The 16,875-nt window shown below is 67.8% G+C and carries 16 protein-coding genes; 7 read left to right on the forward strand and 9 right to left on the reverse strand.

All coding sequences use genetic code 11. The features are described 5' to 3' along the window. The first annotated feature begins 196 nt into the window (after positions 1–196). Positions 197–1,147: a hypothetical protein gene (locus NY1_RS02885; protein ID WP_233038698.1), complete on the forward strand. Its 951-nt coding sequence runs from the start codon at positions 197–199 to the stop codon at positions 1,145–1,147. On the opposite strand, the gene NY1_RS02890 is transcribed toward NY1_RS02885, so the two are convergent. After that, entirely contained in the window at positions 1,119–1,883 is a 765-nt protein-coding gene (locus NY1_RS02890) for a MerR family transcriptional regulator (protein WP_439955990.1), read from the reverse strand. The two genes, NY1_RS02885 and NY1_RS02890, sit on opposite strands and share 29 nt — an antisense overlap. 27 nt (positions 1,884–1,910) lie before the next feature. Here NY1_RS02890 and NY1_RS02895 point away from each other — a divergent pair, with 27 nt between their 5' ends. Together NY1_RS02895 and NY1_RS02900 are read left to right on the forward strand one after the other, a co-directional pair. After that, on the forward strand, positions 1,911–2,363 hold the full coding sequence (locus NY1_RS02895) for a DUF6194 family protein (protein WP_067707599.1): 453 nt from the start codon (positions 1,911–1,913) through the stop codon (positions 2,361–2,363). 131 nt (positions 2,364–2,494) lie between these two features. Next, entirely contained in the window at positions 2,495–2,854 is a 360-nt protein-coding gene (locus tag NY1_RS02900) for a hypothetical protein (protein WP_084534575.1), read from the forward strand. Here NY1_RS02900 and NY1_RS02905 read toward each other — a convergent pair. Both NY1_RS02905 and NY1_RS02910 read right to left on the reverse strand, forming a co-directional pair. Further along, on the reverse strand, positions 2,851–3,654 hold the full coding sequence (locus tag NY1_RS02905) for an LLM class flavin-dependent oxidoreductase (RefSeq protein WP_067707601.1): 804 nt from the start codon (positions 3,652–3,654) through the stop codon (positions 2,851–2,853). The genes NY1_RS02900 and NY1_RS02905 overlap by 4 nt on opposite strands. A 66-nt stretch (positions 3,655–3,720) precedes the next feature. Continuing rightward, positions 3,721–4,086, reverse strand: a complete 366-nt coding sequence (locus NY1_RS02910) for a VOC family protein (protein ID WP_067707603.1) — start codon at positions 4,084–4,086, stop codon at positions 3,721–3,723. 119 nt (positions 4,087–4,205) lie between these two features. On the opposite strand from NY1_RS02910, the gene NY1_RS02915 reads away from it, so the two are divergent. Beyond that, positions 4,206–5,219 carry a serine/threonine-protein kinase gene (locus NY1_RS02915; protein WP_067707606.1) on the forward strand — a complete coding sequence of 338 codons (1,014 nt, stop codon included), beginning with the start codon at positions 4,206–4,208 and terminating at the stop codon, positions 5,217–5,219. 13 nt (positions 5,220–5,232) lie between these two features. On the opposite strand, the gene NY1_RS02920 is transcribed toward NY1_RS02915, so the two are convergent. Further along, positions 5,233–5,787: an isochorismatase family protein gene (locus tag NY1_RS02920; protein WP_067707609.1), complete on the reverse strand. Its 555-nt coding sequence runs from the start codon at positions 5,785–5,787 to the stop codon at positions 5,233–5,235. A gap of 28 nt (positions 5,788–5,815) precedes the next feature. Further along, positions 5,816–6,247, reverse strand: coding sequence for a hypothetical protein (locus NY1_RS02925; RefSeq protein ID WP_067707612.1), 432 nt, complete (start codon positions 6,245–6,247; stop codon positions 5,816–5,818). Positions 6,248–6,347: 100 nt separating this feature from the next. On the opposite strand from NY1_RS02925, the gene NY1_RS02930 reads away from it, so the two are divergent. Then, complete coding sequence (locus tag NY1_RS02930; protein ID WP_067707615.1) at positions 6,348–6,953, forward strand: MerR family transcriptional regulator; 606 nt, start codon at positions 6,348–6,350, stop codon at positions 6,951–6,953. Between the two features lie 19 nt (positions 6,954–6,972). Here NY1_RS02930 and NY1_RS02935 read toward each other — a convergent pair whose 3' ends face one another. Further along, positions 6,973–7,908, reverse strand: coding sequence for a TIGR03564 family F420-dependent LLM class oxidoreductase (locus NY1_RS02935; RefSeq protein ID WP_067707618.1), 936 nt, complete (start codon positions 7,906–7,908; stop codon positions 6,973–6,975). Between the two features lie 239 nt (positions 7,909–8,147). Between NY1_RS02935 and NY1_RS02940 the strand changes: the two genes are divergently transcribed. Beyond that, positions 8,148–8,357, forward strand: coding sequence for a hypothetical protein (locus NY1_RS02940; RefSeq protein WP_067707620.1), 210 nt, complete (start codon positions 8,148–8,150; stop codon positions 8,355–8,357). A gap of 24 nt (positions 8,358–8,381) precedes the next feature. Here NY1_RS02940 and NY1_RS02945 read toward each other — a convergent pair whose 3' ends face one another. Continuing rightward, positions 8,382–13,175, reverse strand: coding sequence for a cation-translocating P-type ATPase (locus NY1_RS02945; protein WP_157575217.1), 4,794 nt, complete (start codon positions 13,173–13,175; stop codon positions 8,382–8,384). A 330-nt stretch (positions 13,176–13,505) separates the two neighbouring features. Between NY1_RS02945 and NY1_RS02950 the strand changes: the two genes are divergently transcribed. Then, positions 13,506–15,140: an MAC/perforin domain-containing protein gene (locus NY1_RS02950; protein WP_067707626.1), complete on the forward strand. Its 1,635-nt coding sequence runs from the start codon at positions 13,506–13,508 to the stop codon at positions 15,138–15,140. 64 nt (positions 15,141–15,204) lie between these two features. On the opposite strand, the gene NY1_RS02955 is transcribed toward NY1_RS02950, so the two are convergent. Both NY1_RS02955 and NY1_RS02960 read right to left on the reverse strand, forming a co-directional pair. Next, the gene (locus NY1_RS02955; RefSeq protein WP_067707629.1) at positions 15,205–16,380 is read right to left on the reverse strand and encodes a hypothetical protein; all 1,176 of its coding nucleotides are present in this window, start codon (positions 16,378–16,380) and stop codon (positions 15,205–15,207) included. Between the two features lie 81 nt (positions 16,381–16,461). Then, positions 16,462–16,782, reverse strand: coding sequence for a hypothetical protein (locus tag NY1_RS02960; protein WP_157575219.1), 321 nt, complete (start codon positions 16,780–16,782; stop codon positions 16,462–16,464). Between the last annotated feature and the right edge of the window lie 93 nt (positions 16,783–16,875).

A 16,875-nucleotide genomic window follows, 5' to 3' on the forward strand; every position in this document is an offset into this window, starting at 1 on the left:
GCGGTCCGGCATCTCGGGCTACGATTACAAACCGCTCCGGCCTTGATTACGTACCGCTCGCGGTTGGATAACGAATCTTGCTGCTTTCGTGCATAGTCCCCTGGTTGCTGCGGCACTCTGGAGGTAATGCGTGGGCTAGGTGGTTTCCGGAGTCATCGGAAGCGGCCCATGGTGAAGTGGCTGGGGCGGTGATCGTGTGAGCACGAGGCGAGTGGAAGTTCCGCGCGGGCAGTCGGTGGCGCTCGCCGATCCGACACCGAATCGACCGGCGGTGGTGGCGGATTCGCGCGGCCATGCGCCCGGTGACTGCTGCCGGGAACCGGGTTGTCCGGATTGCCGCTGGGACGTGCTGGCCTTCAAATACTGGCTACGCGGCCGGCTGCTGGCGGCCGGGGTGGTGGACGCCCAGGTCGATATCGAGTTCGGCGCGCACACGCCGGATCTGCTGTGGCGCAAGGGCGATCGCGTCTGCGCCATCCAGGTGACAAGTGCCGCACCGGAATTGGCGCGCGCCCGTGACCTGACCGTGCAATTGCGCGAGAGCGGCTGCACCGAAGTGCTCTGGCTCTGCCCGCCCGGGTTCTGGACCTCGCAGCTGCCCGCGCTGGCCGTGGTCGATTTCGCGCCGGAGGCGTGCGAATATCGCGTGGTCGGCGGCCTGCTGGTCGCCGGTCCGGGTGGTGTCGCCACCGCCCGGGATACCAGCTGCGAGCTGCGCGAATTCATTACCGGCTGGGCCGCGGAGGAGTTGGCGTACGGCTTCCGCGACGAACACACGGGAGGTTGGGCGACGGTGACTGATTGGGAACGTCACACCCGCACCCAGGCCGCGGTCATCGCCCGGCAGCGTCAGGAGCTCATGAATCAGCGCACCGCGCTGGCGCTGGCGCGCAAGACCACCCGCGACAAGTCCAAGCAATTGCTGCGCATGACGCATCGGCTGGAGCGGGCCGAGCAGGCGGCGCAGGATCAGGCCGACGATCTGGCCCAGGTGCGCCGCCGCCTGGCCGATCACGATCGCGTGGACGCCACCCTGCGTCTCACCGTGCGCGGTCAGAAGGCCGCGATCATGCACTGGCAGTTGATCTCCTGGTTCGCGCTGCTGGTGATCGTCACCTTCATCGCGGCGGGTCTGCTGCTGCGCTGAGCAGAGCGGCCAAGGCGCCGCCGGCGGCGAGCAGGGCGAGCGAGCGCGCCGCCAGCCCCGCATCGCGGGCGTCGAGGGCGGCCAGTGCGCTGCCCTTGTCGCGCGTCGCCCGCAGTTCGGGCATGAGCGCCCGCAGCGCGGTGATGCCGTAGCCGGCCAGGCGGAGCTGGTGCACGATGCGCGCTTCCCGCACCTGGCCGGGGGTGTAGTTGCGCGCCTGCCGGGTCGCGCCCCGATCGGGTGTGACGAGTTCCATTGCGTCCCAATGCCGCAGCGTGGAAGTCCGGATGCCGAGCGCGTCCGCCAGTTCGGAGATGCTCATCGCATCCGCGGCCCGCACGTCGGCGATGGTCTCCGCCGAGATGGCGTGCACGGCGGCCTTGGCCAGCGCCAGCTCCCGCCGTTCGCCGTCGAGCCGGGCGTGCGCCGCGTCCATCGCCGCGAGCACCTCCGGCAGTGGCCGCGTGTGCACGGCGCGCATGATCCGCTTCGCCTCGACCGGTCCTGTGCCGGCCGCCAGTTCCCGATAGGCCCGGGCCGCATGCACCTGCGCCTCGCCGTAGCTGCGGTACCCGGACGTGGTCCGGTGCGCTATCGGCAATACTCCGTCCCGTTCGAGGTTCCGGATCTGCTGCACCGAATACCCCGACAGCCGCGCGACATCGGCGGTGCGCAGACCACCCGGGTTGCGACTTTTCGCCACCTCACCCCACTTCAACGCGCTCCAAGTCTCCACAAGCACTTCAATGTAACCCTTGAACTCGTGACCATCGAAGAGATCATCGACTACCTCGAAGCCCTCGGCGGCGTCCTGACGCTGCGCCCCGTTCCCGGCGACGGTTCCCCCGAGATCGCCTGGGGTGACGTGTTCTTCTACTACGCCCCCGACGGCCGAACCCCTACCGCCACTCAGCCTTTCGCCACCATCGTCACCAAGGACTACCCCGATGACGCTTCCTCCGGCCTGCACCGTCCCGGCGCGTTCCGCCTCAATATCCATGCCGGTCGCGCTGCCTTCATCGCCGCGACCGGCCATTCGCCTCGCGAGTCCGTGCCCGGCGACCCCAGCGTCCCCGACACCCTCCACCCGCATCCGATCTACGCCGGCGCGGGCTGGCTGGCTATCGTGAACCCCGGCCCCCGCACCGACGCCGCTGTCCGGGACCTCCTCCGCACCGCTCACGACCGTGCCCGCACCCGCTACGAAACCCGCTGATGTCCTGCGGTTTGTAGCAAGTTAGGGCGTTTACCCGATAGCCCCTGGAACGTTTCGATTCCTAGTGTTCGGGTCGGCCCGGCCCTTCCGCCGGTCCCGGCTCTGCACACCGTACGAACCGAAGGAGCTTCATGAGCAAGTCACTGGTCACCGCCGCGAGCGTCGCCGCCATGAGCGTCTCGGCCCTGGGTTTGGCTGTCGTGGCCGCCCCCGCCGCGCAAGCCGCCCCGCAGGATTGCACCGTCTCCAAGGGCATTTTCGACGCTTCCGCCACCTGCGCCCCCGACGGCGGCTCCAATTACGTCCTCCATCTCGACTGCGTCGGCCTCTACGCCAGCGGTCCCTTCCCGCTCTACGCCATCGGGCCCTACAAGGTCCTCAGCTATCCCTTCACCCCCAACGGCCAAACCGTCAACGCGGCCTGCACCGGCATGGGCCCGGGCGTCTTCGCCGTCGCGACCAACGCCTACGTGGAGATCTACAACCCCTAGCCCGCGAGCTTGGCGACGACCGGAGCGAACTTTTCCGCGTAGTCGGCTCCGAAGACGAAGTAGGAGAAGCCGATCTCCTCGCGCCTGCGCTGGATTTCCTCGATGGCGGCCGCCGGGTCCTCCGGGAGCACGGTCAGCGCATCGACGGCGCGCAGGGCGGCGGGGTCGGTGGTGGGCGGGGCCATATGCGGTGCGACGTAATCGCCGATCACCGGCACGGCCAGCGCCAGCTCCGGACCTTCGTCGCCGCGGAATTCGCTTGCCAGTAGCGCTACTTCGTCCCGGGGCTGATCCCCGAGCGCGAACGTCACGATATCCGCGACCTCCGCCGCCAGCGCCCGCGCTTTCGGACCTTGCACGGCCATCGCCACGGGCGTATGCCGATCCGGCCCATCGAATTCCCGCAATGCCTCGACGGTCTGCCGCACCCCCGCCAAGCGCGCGTGCGGCGCCGGCACCCCCGGAATCCCCCGATCCCGCAACTCGTCCTCGATCCCCGGCCGCCCGGTCCCGATCCCCATCTCGAAGCGACCGTCCGTCAGCACCGTCAGCGAATGCGCCTCCCACGCGGTCAGCCAGGCAGGGCGGAACGGTGAGGCGTACACCCAGGTGCCGACCCGCATATCGGTCAACGCCGCGACGGTGGCCAGCATGGGCGCGGGCGCCGGTTGCGTGAGTGGGAAATCAGCCACCAGAAACGTCGAATACCCACTGTCGGCGATACGCCGCGCCCGATCCCGCCAAGCCGGCACATCGGTCATGAGCGGCGCGACAACTCCGAAACGAAACGGTCTGACCATGTCTGGACTCCTGTCGTATGAGCGATCCAAACGATGTGACGACGCCGTCCCCCGAAATTCATCGCCTCAATCCAGGCAGAACTCGTTCCCCTCCACGTCCTGCATCACCAGACAAGCCTCATCCACCCCATCGGCAGGCAACAACCGCACCCGCGTACCCCCGATCGCCACCAGCCGCGCACATTCCTTCTCGAGCGTAGCCACCCGCTCCTCACCCACCAACCCCGTGCCCACCCGAATATCGAGATGCACCCGATTCTTGACCACCTTCCCCTCCGGCACCTTCTGAAAGTAAAGCCGCGGCCCCACCCCCGCCGGGTCAACACAGGCAGTCCCCTGATACTCGTACCCCAGCGCTTCACTCCAGAACAGCGCAACCCGCTCAGGCTCAGCACAATCAAACGTCACCTGTACCGTCTTCACACCCGCCATCGCTCCACCCTAATCCGCAGGCATTGGAGTTTTCCTCCACTTTTCCGGGGTTCCAGTCAGTTTCCCGACGGTCGGCCGCAAAAAGTGGAGCAAAACTCCACCGCTGGCAAGATCGTGTGATGAAGGTGCGGCCCGAACACCACCGGCAACTCTCAGCTCTTCTCGCTTCCCGCAACGATTCCCAACTCACCCACCTGCTGCACGCGGGTGAACCGATCGGCGTCGGCGTAGGCGGCGAGTCGACACTTATCCACGTCGACGGCACCCCTCTATTCGCCAAACGCATCCCACTGTCCGACCTCGAACTAACCCACCGCGGCTCCACCGCCAACCTCTTCAATCTCCCCACGTTCTGCCAATACGGCATCGGCGGCCCCAGCTTCAACGCGTGGCGCGAATTGTCCACCAACATCCTCGTCACCAACGCCGTACTCGCCTCCCGCGCAACCGCTTTCCCCCTCCTCTACCACTGGCGCATCCTCCCCGGCCGCCCACCGATCGCCGCCGAACACGAGGACATCGACGCGATAGTCACCCTCCAAGGCAACAGCCCCGCCGTCCGCACCCGCCTCGAAGCCTTGGCCGCCGCCACCTCGAGCCTCCTCCTACTGAGCGAATACATCCCACTCCCCATAGAGGACTGGCTCCGCGACAACCCCACATCCAAAGCCCCCCAACTCGCACAACAACTCTCGACCATCACCGAGTTCCTCACCGACACCGCCCTCCTCCACATGGACGGCCACTTCGGCAACCTCCGCAGCGACGGCCACCGCCTCTACCTCACCGACTTCGGCCTCGCCACCTCCCCGAACTTCACCCTCTCACCCGCCGAACAAGACTTCGTCACCCGCAACGCAACCCACGACGCCGACTACGCCGCCATGCGCCTGGTCAACTGGCTCGTCACCGACATCTGCGGTGTCATAACCCCTCCCGGCACACCCCCGATAGCCCGCAACGAATACGTAACCCAATGCGCCACAGGCCATATCCCCTCCGAAGTACCTCAACCGATAACCGCCCTCCTGACCCGCTACGCCCCCGCCGCCGCCCGAATGAACGCCTTCTACTGGAAACTCTTCGGCGGCGACATCCACGCGGAATACCCTGCCGCGCACGCCGATACCTGACACCCGGCACCCGTCAAGGCGTGAATTCGAGGTCGTCGACGGTGACGACGCCCGCGCTTCGGCCCGGCGTGGTGGTGTATTCCCAGTAGAGATTGGTGTGGCGGATGACGGCGTCGGGGGAGGGCGCGCCCCATTGGGTGAGGTCTTCGGTGGTGTGGGCATCGGCGACGAGGATCGTGTCGTACCCGCGAACCAATGCGCCGTGCAGGGTGGATCGGATGCAGGCGTCGGATTGGGCGCCGGCGATATACAGGCGGCCGATGGCCAGGCGTTCGAGGGTCTTTTCCAGGTCGGTGTCTTCGAAGGAGTCGCCGTAGCGTTTGTCGAGTCGCGGATCGTCCGCTGCGGGAAGCAATTCCGGGACTATGCGCCACGGATCGGTGCCGGGAGCGCGGTCCTCGCCGATGTCCTGGATCCAGACGACAGGAACCCCTGCGTCGCGCGCCTTGTCCACCAGTCGGCCGATGGCCGCGACGACGAGATCGCGCTGGTGAGCGTTGCCGACCACGCCGTTCTGGGCGTCGACGACGAGGACACCGGAATTCGGGCGATCGGCATGAATGCTCATGAACTTCGATGGTAGGCGCGGCCGGCGGTCACATCCGGTCGATCCCCGCCGCCAGGATCGTGATTCCCGAGGTCAGCACGCCGGTTACGAGTAGTGCCGCACCGGCCCAGAGGCTGACGATCATTCGATTGGGCCGCACCGGGTTCCGGCCCAGGACCGAGAGGAAGAATCCGACGGGCATGAGGATGGCGGCGACCAGGACGGCGAGCGCGCCGCCGTTGGCCCAGCCCGGGCTCGCGCCCGCCGCATTGCCCACCACGGTCAGCAGCAGTCCGAGGATGACCAGCACGCCCGCATGTGCGTGGCCGGCGCGGAAGAACGATTTCTGCAGGTCGTTGGCTTCCTGCCCGCCGGTGACCACCCGTAGCAGGAAGGTTCCGCCGAAGGCGATGGTGGCGACCGAGATGATCGTCGCGCCCAGGGCGATGGTCATTTTCGCGTCGATGAGTGAGGCGTACATGGTTCCCCCGAGGGTCCGGAAAGCATTGGATAGTGCTGCTATCCAATATTGGATAGTACTAGTATCCAATGTCAAGACCCGTCGAAGAAGGAGCCCGCCGATGCAGATCTCGGAACTCGCCGCGCAATCCGGCGTCCCGCTACCGACGGTGAAGTTCTACCTGCGCACCGGCGTGCTCATGCCCGGTGAAGCCACCAGCGCCACCCGCGCCGTCTACGGCGAGCCCCACCTCCGCCGCATCGCCCTCATCAAGGCCCTCTCCCACCTCGGCGTCCCGATGACCCGCATCAAATCCATCACCGAGGTGATCGACCAGCAGGACCTCCCGCTCCTCGACGCCCTGGCCGTCGCCACCGCCTCCCTCCCGCCCGCCGTCGAATCCACCCCCGACCCCGTCTACCCCCGAGCCCGGGCGATCCTGACCTCCCTCGGCTACTCCGTCCCCGACGACTACCCCGCGGTAGCCCAACTCGAACTAGGCCTGGCCGCCGCCGAAGCCGCCGGCCTCCCCCTCGATGAAGCCCGCCTGCACGTCTACGCCCCCCACATCATGTCCATAGCCGTCTACGACATAGACCACCTCCCCGTCGAAACCCCTTCGGAAGCAATCGAATACGCGGTCCTGGGCACCGCCCTCTACGAACCGATCCTCGCCGCCCTGCGCCGCATCTCCCACGCCGAACTCGCCACCCGCCGCCTGACTTGAGGCTCCGTGACGAGCGTCCTCAGGCGGATGCTGTCGCGGCGGTGCGGTCGGCGGCGAGTTGACCTGCCAGGGCCCAGGTTCGGTGTTCGTCTTCGGGGGTGCTCAGGTTGGTGCTGGTGAAGACTACTTCGGTGGCTCCGGCGTCGAAGTAGTGCTGGATGCCTGCCGCTACGGTTTCCTCGTCGCCGATGAGGGCGAGTTCGGCTGCGCGGGTTGCGCCTTCGAGGTCGATGACTCGGCGGTAGGACGGGACCTGTTCGTAGAACGCGAGTTTGTCGATGGCCTGTGCGCGGACGGCTTCGGCGTCGGCGGTGACCACGGCGGGTACGAAGGCGATTACGCGCGGGGTGGTGGCCGATGCGCGGGTGATGGCGGGAATGATGTGCTCGGACAGGGTTTTCGGGCCGGCCAGGTAGGGGAGGATGCCGTCGGCCAGTTCGCCGGTGACGCGCAATGCTTGCGGGCCCATCGCCGCTACCAGGACGGGGGTGCGGGGGCTGGCACCGGGGACCGCTGTGGGCAGCGTCGGGGTGGCGGTGAGCAGTTCGCCGTGGAAGTCGGCGGTTCCGGCGTCGAGGAGTTGCGTTATCGCGGTGAGGAATTCGCGCAGGCGGGCGATGGGATGGTCGAACGGCGTGCCGAAGGCTCCGGCGACGAGCGCCGAGCCGACGGCCAGGCCTAGGTGGTAGCGGCCGTGGGTGGCGGCTTGGGCGGTCTGGGCTTGCGAGGCGACTATCAGGGGGTGGCGGCCGACGACGGGGATGGCGGAGGTGCCGACCTGGAGTCCGGGGATTTCGCGGCCGACGATCGCGGCCAGGACGGGGGAGTCGTAGTCCATCCGCTGCCCGAACCAGACCGATCCGACGCCGAGTTCGTGCACCGTGCGCGCCTGGGTCACGGTGGCATCGACATAGTTGCCGGCGTTCGCGGGGGCGAGCGCAATTCCGATAGTCATGCCGGTGGCAACCCGCCCGCATTCGCGCGTGTTCCCGATCGCGGCGATGGAATCAGTTAGAGTGCAATGGTTTTCAACAAAATGAAACTATGTGCCGGGCGGTTGACCTGACGCGCCTCTCCGGACTGATCTCGATAGGGCATCCGCCCGATACCCATCCCCGACTCCCGCTCCTACGGTGGGAGCGTTCGAGCCGAAGATCGATTCCCGGCTGTTCGACCTAGTGAGGATTTCAGATAATGGCAGTTCGCAACACTATTCGCGTTTCCCTCGCCGCCTGCACGATCGGCGCGGCCCTCGTCGCTGGCGCCACCACCGCCGCGGCCGCCCCCGTCCCCCTCGAAACCCCCGCGGCCGAGCCGGTGACGAGCGAACCCGTCGCCGGCGGCTGGTGCGACCTCGACCCGCTGATCGGCCTGTGGTGCCTGATCGCGAGCCCGTCCGCGTAGCGCCCGCGAGGCCGGCGCGCACCATCACGCCGCCAGCGCGTGTCCCGCGTAGACCGCGCCGATGGTGCCGCCGACCGCGCAACCGGTGACGATCGCCCACGCCACCGGATCCAGCGCTACGCACCCGAAGAATCGATTCACGCCCGGCGTCATGATGATTTCGGCCAGCAGCGCGGTGCTCCCGGCCGCGGTCACCCACACCAGGGGACTGTGGCGGCCGATCACCAGGGTTTGGCCGAGCTGCGTGGAGACGAGCGCCGCCAGCGCCATGGTGGCGGCGCGGCGCTGCGTGCCGGTCGCGCGGCCCAGCAGCCAGGCCGCACCCGCCCCCGCCGTCGTACAGGCTCCGCGTACGGCGACCGTGCGCAGGAAATCGCCGCCGAGTTCCGGGCGGGGCAGTTCGCCCAATTCGCTGCCGGTGTCGGCGGGTTCGGCGGCGTCCGCACTGGTTCGAGTGCTGGACAGCGCGACCGCCATGGCGGGGCCGAGGTCGGTCAGCAGGTTCACCAGCAGGAACTGCCGGGTGCCGATCGGCGCCTTCCCGGACAGCAGGGTGCCCAGCACGGTGAAGGTCACCTCGCCCGCATTGCCGCCCACCAGGACTCCGATGGCGTCCCGCACGCGCTGCCACATGCCGCGGCCTTCGACGAGCGCGGTGAGCAATACGGTGAGGTCGAGATCGTCTGCCGGATCGGCGGATTCGCCGCCGCGGTCCGCATCACTGACGGGCGTACCGGTGATGATGAGATCCGCCGCCTCGCGTGCCGCCACCGAACCCCGCGCCGCGAGACCGATACCGATATCCGCGCTGCGAATGGCCGCCGCGTCATTGCTCCCGTCGCCGGTCATCGCGACCACATGCCCTCGGCGCTGCAACGCGGTGACGATGCGCACCTTGTGCTCGGGCGTAACCCGAGCGAAAACGGTTGCCCGGTCGATAAATTCGGTCTGCTCGTCTTCATCGAGCGCGTCGATGTCCGCGCCCGTCGCCACCTCATCGGCGGGAATGCCGAGCTGGCGGGCCACGGCGCGAGCGGTGACCGGATGATCCCCGGTGATCATGCGCACGCTGATGTCGTTGCGCGCCAGCTGCCCCACCAGATCCGGGGTCTGCGGACGCGGCGTATCGGCGAGACCGATGAATCCCAGCAGCGTCAATTGCTCGATCTCCTCGGCGACTTCGGCCGGCGCGCGCGGGAAATCGCGGCGCGCCACCACCAGTACGCGCAGGCCGCGTTCGGCCAGGCGTTGCACGGCCGCTTCGGCGTCGGCGCGCTGCTCGGCGTCGAACGCGGTGATCACCCGGTCGCCTTCGCCATTGGCGCGCAATACCTGGGTGCAGCGGGGGAGCAGCACTTCGGGCGCGCCCTTCACCGCGAGGCGGATGTGGTGGGCGGTGTGCCCCACGGCCGCCGCATACCCGCGATTGCTCTCGAACGGGACCTCCTCGATCGGATCCCAGGTGTGCGCCGCCTTCGCCCCGAGCAGGCGGTCCGCCGCATCGACCACGGCCCGGTCGGTGGCGTGGGTCGGCCCGTCGTCCTCGTGCGGGCAGGCGCGCGCCGCCGCGCGCAGCAACCGGCGGGATTGCGGTGAGCCCGAAGCGTTCTCGGTATCCCACGTCTCGTCCGCGTCGGCCAGCGCGTCCAGATGCAATCGCCCGGCGGTGAGCGTCCCGGTCTTGTCGAAGCACACGGTATCCAACCGCCCCAATGCCTCGATGGTCCGGCTCGACCGCACCAGCACCCCGTGCCGCGACAATCGCCGGGTGGCGGCCAGTTGCGCCACCGTGGCCACCAACGGCAATCCCTCGGGCACGGCCGCCACCGCCACCGCGAGCCCGTCCGCCAGCGCGGGCCGCAATGGCAATCCGCGCAGGAAACTGGCAGCCGCCACCACGCTCCCGCCACCCAACGTCAGCGGAAGCACCTGCGACGAAAGCGATTTCAACTGCGCCTGCACCCCGCCGCCCCGCGGCGCCCCCGCCGCCGCCAACGCCCGCCCCGCCTCGGTCCCCGCCCCCACCGCGACCACCACGGCCCGCGCCTGACCGTTCACCACCACGCCCCCTTCGAACACCATGCAACTCCGATCCCCCAGCGCCGCCCCGGGAGTCGCCCCCACCTCCTTCTCCACCGTCACCGACTCACCCGTCAACCCCGACTCGTCCACCTCCAGCCCCTCCGCCGCCAGCAACCGAGCATCAGCCGGCACCACAGCCCCCGCCCGCAGCACGATCACATCCCCCACCCGCAACCCATCCGCCGCAACCTCCCCCTCCCGCTCCCCGATCGAACCGACCGCACCCGATCCGCCGTCCAGGTTTCCCTGATCGCTGCCGTGTCCGAGTTCCTCTGCCTCGCCGCCCGATTCGACGGCGCGACGTTCCCGGGGGTTCTCGACGCGGCGCGCGAGCAGCCGTTCACCGACCAGCAGCCGATGCAGTGATTGCCCTGCGCGGCGGCGCTGCAATGCGGAGACGACGGCATTGAGCCCGAGCACCGACCCCACCAGCACGGCATCGGTCGGCGAACCCAGGAGTGCCGAAGCCACCGCGCCCACCGCCAGCAACGGGGTCAGCGGATCGGCGAGCTCACGCCGCACTTGAGTAGCCAGCTCACCCAAAGTAGTTGCAGGAGTAGCGAACCACCGCGCGGTTCTGATAGCACCGGAAGCGACAGCACCGTGCGCGGCGCTAACCTCCGGAGGCGGGGGCAGCCGCGCCAGCACCTCATCGGCCTCCAACGCATGCCACGGCACCAACGGCACGGCCGTGACATCGCTCGCCCGCGCCGCACTGCGCCCAGCCAGCATCCCGCTCACCGAACTCAGCCCCGTCGCACTCGACAACGGCGCGGTCGCCGCCACCGGCCGAGCCCCCGCGGGCCCCGACGCCAACAGCAATCCGGTCAACGTAGCCGCCGACAGCGCCAGCACCCGCCCCCGCTCACTCACCGCCCGCGCCGGCCCCACCGCCGCGATAATCCGCCGCGCACATTCCAAATCCGGGCACACCACATCGGCCTGCCAAGGCACCCGCACTTGCCCGCCCTCGCGCTCTACCAAGCCGATCCCCAGATCCGCTGCCCCCAAAGCCTTGTGCGCCCGGCCACTCAGCACCGCGACCACATGCCCCTGCTTCTGCAATCGCCGCACCAGCGCCGTCTCCGACCCACCGCCCGTGACGAACTCGTCAGCGCTGCGCCGCAATTCACTCATCGATTCGTCGCCCAGCAACACCACTCGCAGTCCCGCTCGCCGCGCCGCCGCGAGCAGCCCCAGCGCTTCGGGATGCGCTTCCCGCCCGATCAGCGCGCGACCGACGACTTCGTCTCCCTCATACAGCCGGTGCCACGCGGGATCTCCCTCCGCCACACCGGAGTTGTCGGATGCGCGCGCGACGCGGACCGCGTGTTCTCCGCCTGCGCTGCGTCGGCCGCGTTTCTCGCCGACTGAAGTGTTGTCGCCAGTGGGTGTTTCGTTTGGTTCCCCCGCGGCGTTGCCGTCCGCGTGCGCCTCATCCGAACCTTCGGGTTCGAGGCGGAGGGTTTCGCGGTGGCGGCCGGGTGGGGGTGGGATGGGGAGTTCGGATCCGTTGGGCCGCAACAGGCGCTGGGAGGCGCTCCACACGTGTTCGACGGTCCAGGTGGGGTCGAGAGGTTCGGCGGACAGGACGACGGGGCGGTCGCCGCGGAGGGCGTGACGGTCCACTACCAGTGCGGAGGCGCGGTCCAGGCGTCGCCAGAGACGCGGGTCGATGGTGAGGACGCCGTGCCGGGTCATGAGGGTGGACAGGACGCCGGCGAAGGTTTCGCGCCCGGCGCGGGCGGCGCGCGGCACGCCCGCGGCCAGGGCGTCGGCGGCGTCGGAGGTGCCGCGACGGCCGGTGAGGGTGGCCAGGGAGGCGGCTGCGGCCGCGGCGCCGATCTGGGACGCCGTTTGTTCGATGGGTCCGGCGGGCAGGATCACGGGTCGTGGTGCGGGGGAGTGGTATTCGGCCACACCGGGCTGGTCGGGGGTGGCGAGCAGGCTGTCCCAGCGTCGCCATTGGCTGTAGCGCGCGGTGGCTTCCACGAGGCGCACCGTGCGTTGCAGGGTGTCGGCGAGCAGGGCGCTGAGCTGGGAGTCCAAGGCTTGGCCGACGGCATTGCCGAGGGCCAGAACGGTATCGGCGCGGTGGACGCCGAGCTGCCGCTCGAGCATTCTGCGCAGCTGGGGCTGACCGTCGACGAGACTGACGGTGGAGCGCACGAAATCGGCGACCGGTGAAGTCGGAATCACCTTGCCCGCCACAGCGAGCCCGATGCCGATGACATCGCCCGCCAGCTGCGCGGCGCTGGTGAACACCGGTTCCTGATCGGAGGGATCGGTCAGATGGCGGCTCCACGGAATGTCCTCGGTGCCCGCCTTACGTTCGAGTTCACTGAGCGCGTCATCCAATTCACCGGCGTCGAGCCGATCCGGTTCGGTCTGCACCGTCACCCGCCCATTGACCGCGTTCACCCGCAACCACCGGACCGCGTGGTGCCCACCGAGCCGCTCACTCAACAGCTCCCCGATTTCCGCCGCCCGCTCGCCCCGCAACCCCTTGACCTCGGCATGAATCCGGTCTCCCCGCACCGAGATTCGCCGCTGCCACCGCTGCGCCCGAGGATCGAACAACGCCGCCGCCTCACGCCCGAACCCGTCGACAAGCTCGATGACCGGCTCAGGCGCGACGGCCCGCACCACATCCGTCCCCTTCTCGGCCACCACCGCGGCCGCGAGCAACGGAAGCCGCACCGGCGCCAGCACAAGTCCACGCAACGACGGCGTCATCCCCGCACCTCGCCGGTCCGCTCCGTCGTCCCACTCGATGATTCGTTCGCCGTGCCCTCTGCAATACCCATGATCGTTCCCCGGAAGTTGGAGGTAGGTCGACGTGTTGGACCTGCCCCGGGACGCGCGTCGCAAACGCGGACACGCGGCGGCGAAATGATCTCCACGCCGCCGGATTCGGTCTCGGCGGCCGCGAATGGACACGTGAACATTCGATGAGGCGACTGTCGCGAAACCTTCGAATTCGCTTATGGTAGGGAATATCCGGCGGATTGCCCGGATTCTGCTCGTACGATTGGCGCGGGGACGGCAACCGGAAGGATAATTACGATGCAGCAGATTCCCGGTGCTGGCGCGATCGGATCAGGATTCAATATCCTGGGCGACTACAGTATTCGATCACTGACGCAGCAAATCATCGATCTAGGTCCCGACGGCAAGAACTGGGAGTATCCGCCCACGGGTATCACCTACTCGGTGCCGACGAATGTCCAGCCGATCGAGTACACCAACACCACCGTCTCCTCTTTCGTTTACAGTACCGTCGAGCAGTTCCAGTCGCATTTCGCGACGAAGGCCAGTGCTTCGGCCTCGTACGGCGCGTTCAGCGGGCAGTTCAATGTCGCGTACAGTCGCACCGTAAATACCGACCAGTCATACTATTACGGCATTTACGAGTCGGATTTCACTGCGTGGCAACTGAATCTGCACCATTCATCGGACGAATGGCTGAGCAGCGATTTCCGCGACGATCCCGACATCAAGAACCTCCCGAGCTCCTTCACTCCGCAGAATCAAGAACAATTCTTCGCGGTGTTCCGCAAGTGGGGTACGCATTACGTCGGCCAGGTCGTGGTGGGCGGCAGCCTCGACTACTACGAGGCCGTGCAGACCTCGTACTCGATGAACCAGCAGCAGGTCAGCGCCAATATCCAGCTCGAGTACAAGGCGGTGTTCACCTCCGCCAAGGCCGAATCCAAGACCCAATGGGACGAACTCGGCCGCACCTGGTCCGACAGCCGCATCGTCACGGTGGACGCCACCGGCGGCGACAACGGCCTGCTGAACTCCCTCAATCCCAGCTATGGCGACAACCACTCCGGCATATTCGAGCAGTGGTCCTCGCAGGTGATGAAGAACCCCTCCGTGGTGGAGTTCTCACTCAGCCCGCTGAACAACCTCTTCCACGGCAATCAAGCGGTAGCGGTGGCGCAAGCCCTCGAGGCATACACCAATGGCGCGATCCTCTGCTACGCCAACACCGACTACACCCCCAACGGCGCTCCCGGCGGCGGCAATGTGAGCACTTCGTGGGGCATCATCACCAATGGCAATGTGGCGACCCCGAATCCGCCGGTGACTCCGCCCGCTCCCACCGTCATCGCCCCCGGTCAAGCGGCCCCGGTAGGCGGCTATCAGATCGCACTATACGATCCGGTCAGTTTCGAACCCGTCATGTCGCACCTGTATTACCAAACCTACGAACCCCATTCCCTGGTCCCCGATCCGTCCATCTACACCGCCATGATGAACGATCTCAATAGTGTCGGCAGCCGCGGATATATCGCCGCCGTAAGCGGTTTCGCCATCGACCTGCTGAACTATCCCTCCCAGGATTTCTCGCACTGGTTGATGAGCATCGGCGCCACCATGGCCGCCTGGAAGAAATTCGTCGGCTACCCCGACAAGGGCGGCTCGGCCTGCTACATAGTCCTGGGCCGTCACGGCGCCGCTCCCGGCAAAGCCCTCGAAGTCCTGCAGGCCGTGTATTCCCCCAGCGACTGGTTGCAGGAACCCTCGCTCTTCAACATGAATCCCTCCGCCCTGGGCCTCACCTACGGCCGCACCGCGGTGATCACCTCCGGCAACCACATCCACGGTTCGCTGGCCACCCTGGGTAAGCAACCCGACAAGCCGAAGCCCCCCAAGGTCGAACCGCCCAGAAAGGACTCGCACCGCCGCTAGGCGGTGCCTATCGGAGCCGGTGCGCACTGCGGGCGCACCGGCTCCGCCTGCCGCAACCGGCGATTCAGCGGGACAGGCGGAACGGCCCGCGGTCCCAACGCCATTGGTGGCGCAGGGTGAGGCCGGCCAGGTCGAGGGGGTCGAGGCCGATGTCGGTTCGGAGGGTGCGTAGCTCCGGCCAGGCGAGGGGGCCGGAGGCAAGGCGGTTGCGGAGGATGTTCTCGGTGTGGGCGTCGACTTCGCGGGTGGCGAGGTCGGTGACGCCGTGGCGGGAGCCGGTCCAGACCAGCCAGCCCCAGCCGTGGGTGTGGGCGTAGGCGCGGCCGGCGGTGGCTTTCGCGCGGTTGACGTGAAAGGCGGTGTGGGGGAGGGGGATCACGTCGATGAGGACGGTGCGGGCGTCGGTGAAGCGGACGGCGACGGTGGGGTGGTGCAGGCGTTCGCTGGAGTCGATGTCGTAGGTGACGGGGGCGGGGAACTCCTGGAAGGTTTCCACGCGCTCGCTGGCGTCCAGCAGGCGGAACAGGCGGGCTTGCAGGCCGGTGTCGAAAGTTACTTCGCGGGAGAGTTTTTCGGAGTACATGCGGCCGCGGCCGTCATCGGTGAGATCGACGGTGCGGGCGGGGCCGTCGGGCAGTTCATCGGGTGCGCCCGCCCCCCACTCCACACGGTGCAGCCACGGATTCCACACGCCCGCAGGCACTTCCTCGGGCTGCTGCGGCGGAAGCAGATGCCAGCGGCCCTTCTGCTGCCAGCCCGCGATGCGCTGGAAGACGAACCCGGCGATGCGCTTGCACTCTTGAAGGTCGTGACCCGCCAGGCGCAATTTCAGGTACGCCCAATCCTGGGCGGCGATATCGGTATCGGTGGCATAGGTTTCGGCGAGCAGCGTGCGAACCAGCCACTCGTCTCCGCGTCCTACGGGGTACCGCGTCCCGAACACGTCGAGATCGGGGTGACCGGTCAGCTGGGTTTGGCGCACCAGATTGCCGACGGCCCGGGTGTAGAGCTGGCGGGCGCGATCACGGGACACCCCGAACCGCGAGCCGAGCACGGTGAGCGTTTCGGGCGCTTCCCCGTCCAGCCCCAGCCGGCAGGTGATGAGCTCCCCGTCGCGCGGCCGTTCCACGGCTTGTTCCGCCACCAGTTCCGCGACCACCTGGTTGACGTCCTCGAAGCCGAAGCTCACGCCGTCGCCCAGGTCGCCGTAGAGATCGGTGCGCGTATCACTGCTCGTCAAGGCGGCCCCTACTTCGTTCGCCAGTCTGTTCGACGAGCCTAACGCCGCGCACCGACAGCTCGGCGCAACCGCGACCGGAAACTAGGTTCCGATGGCCGCGTTCATGATGGTTCCGGCGCTGGTCGCGATGATGCCGCCGATCATCGCCCCGGCCACCATCTTCGGCGAGGCCAGGCCGCCGCCGGACCATTTCTCCCAGGCGAACCGGCCGCCCGCGTAGGTGATGGCCATGATGCCGGACAGCAGCACGAACCAGGTGAAGTAGCGGACGAGCTTCATCAGCTTGTCGGCCACCGGCGGGGTTTCGGGCGTGGGGTTGCCCATCTGCTGGGCCAGGGTGTCACCGAGCCCGGAGCCGTGGAGGAGCACAGTGTCGTGGAGAGCGCTGAGCATGATCGTCACCACACGAAGGTACCGCCAAATCGATGATGCCCGCGCGGGAACCTCTGTGAGTTGTGCTGTGCCCCTGGTGGTTTCACCGCGTGTCGGATTGCC

It is taken from the genome of Nocardia yamanashiensis NBRC 100130, from assembly GCF_001613325.1.
Classification (GTDB): Bacteria; Actinomycetota; Actinomycetes; order Mycobacteriales; family Mycobacteriaceae; genus Nocardia; species Nocardia yamanashiensis.

Coding starts and splice junctions, on each gene's coding strand:
- NY1_RS02945 (WP_157575217.1), bottom strand. CDS start 13,175: ATGACGCCGTCGTTGCGTGGACTTGTGCTGGCGCCGGTGCGGCTTCCG.
- NY1_RS02930 (WP_067707615.1), top strand. CDS start 6,348: ATGCAGATCTCGGAACTCGCCGCGCAATCCGGCGTCCCGCTACCGACG.
- NY1_RS02935 (WP_067707618.1), bottom strand. CDS start 7,908: ATGACTATCGGAATTGCGCTCGCCCCCGCGAACGCCGGCAACTATGTC.
- NY1_RS02905 (WP_067707601.1), bottom strand. CDS start 3,654: ATGGTCAGACCGTTTCGTTTCGGAGTTGTCGCGCCGCTCATGACCGAT.
- NY1_RS02915 (WP_067707606.1), top strand. CDS start 4,206: ATGAAGGTGCGGCCCGAACACCACCGGCAACTCTCAGCTCTTCTCGCT.
- NY1_RS02920 (WP_067707609.1), bottom strand. CDS start 5,787: ATGAGCATTCATGCCGATCGCCCGAATTCCGGTGTCCTCGTCGTCGAC.
- NY1_RS02940 (WP_067707620.1), top strand. CDS start 8,148: ATGGCAGTTCGCAACACTATTCGCGTTTCCCTCGCCGCCTGCACGATC.
- NY1_RS02925 (WP_067707612.1), bottom strand. CDS start 6,247: ATGTACGCCTCACTCATCGACGCGAAAATGACCATCGCCCTGGGCGCG.
- NY1_RS02900 (WP_084534575.1), top strand. CDS start 2,495: ATGAGCAAGTCACTGGTCACCGCCGCGAGCGTCGCCGCCATGAGCGTC.
- NY1_RS02910 (WP_067707603.1), bottom strand. CDS start 4,086: ATGGCGGGTGTGAAGACGGTACAGGTGACGTTTGATTGTGCTGAGCCT.
- NY1_RS02950 (WP_067707626.1), top strand. CDS start 13,506: ATGCAGCAGATTCCCGGTGCTGGCGCGATCGGATCAGGATTCAATATC.